Origin of the sequence: Brucella sp. HL-2 (genome assembly GCF_025846885.2) — a bacterium.
In the GTDB taxonomy this organism is placed as follows: Bacteria; Pseudomonadota; Alphaproteobacteria; order Rhizobiales; family Rhizobiaceae; genus Brucella; species Brucella quorumnocens.
The window spans coordinates 1-1,155 of sequence record NZ_JAOYTK010000071.1 but is presented as its reverse complement, the minus strand read 5'-3'; the positions used below and the strand labels follow the sequence as shown (position 1 = coordinate 1,155).

Below are 1,155 nucleotides of genomic sequence, written 5' to 3'. Positions count from 1 at the left end.
CCGATTGAAATGATAGTCCATGGATCAGCAAGGAGCTTTCGCCAAGCCTGACAACAATGATCTACAACCTGGTCATAGGTTTCAAAGATACTGTTTGACAGCCAGTTATCGCGCAGGCGAGTAGCGGAACCTCATTGAGGCTCCGCTCTCTCAGAACCGTACGTGAGACTCTCGCCTCATACGGCTCCCATCAGGCAAACGCGTTGCTTGGACCGCCACGCCAGTGCACGAAGAGACCTACATTATTCCGGGCGACCCGTTTCAGGAATTTTCCTGCAAGCGTCTTTCGCCCTTTGAAGCGCTTGAACTTCCGCATCACCCACGCATGTAATGTCTGATTGACGTAAGCGTGTAGTTGGGTGAGCGCCGATGGTGTATAATGCCCATAGTACCCGATCCAGCCCCTGAGGATTGGATTGAGCTTGCGCGCGATAGTGACCATCGACACGTCGGTTCGACGACGTATGTTCAAGTCCCTGATTGTTTCCCGCATTGCCTTTAGCGCCGATGGGCTGACCGCTGGCGCGAAACTGCAGAACACGTTGCCGTGGCTGCTTTTCACCGTGCGCGGTCGAAAACAATATCCGAGGAAGTCGAAAGAAACATTCGGATATCGCCCCCTGCGGTTCGAGTCTCTGCAGTAGACAATCTTGGTTTTGGTGGGATGCATTTCGAGCTCGCATTCTGCGAACCGCTCCCGAAGCATTGCCTTTACGGCTACTGCTTCGTCTTCGGTCCGACAGTGCACCAGTCCATCATCCGCGTACCGGCACCATGGGAGGTCTGGGAGTGTCCTTTGCATCCAGAGGTCAAATGCATAATGCAGGAATAGGTTCGACAGAATCGGCGAGATCACGCCCCCTTGCGGAGTACCGCGATCCCGTTCGACCAGCTTGCCATCCCTGAGCATCGGTGCTTTCAGCCACCTTTCGATGTATAATAGCGCCCAATTACTCGACACATGCCTCTTTACTGCCCTTAGCAATAGCTCGTGGGAGATGTTGTCAAACAGTGCTTTAATATCAAATTCGAGCACCCAGTCATATTTCCAGCAACGCTTCCGCGTAACCCCCACGGCGTCCAACGCCGATTTACCCGGCCTGTACCCGTAAGAGTCTGCCAGAAATATGGCGTCGATTCCCGGCTCGATATACT

1 protein-coding gene is annotated in these 1,155 nt (G+C 53.6%); it reads right to left on the bottom strand.

Annotated features, from left to right (window positions below; translation table 11 throughout):
- Nucleotides 1-190: 190 nt before the first annotated feature.
- A partial coding sequence (gene ltrA, locus OIV19_RS23580) for a group II intron reverse transcriptase/maturase (protein WP_264234337.1) occupies nucleotides 191-1,155 on the bottom strand: 965 nt, incomplete at its 5' end.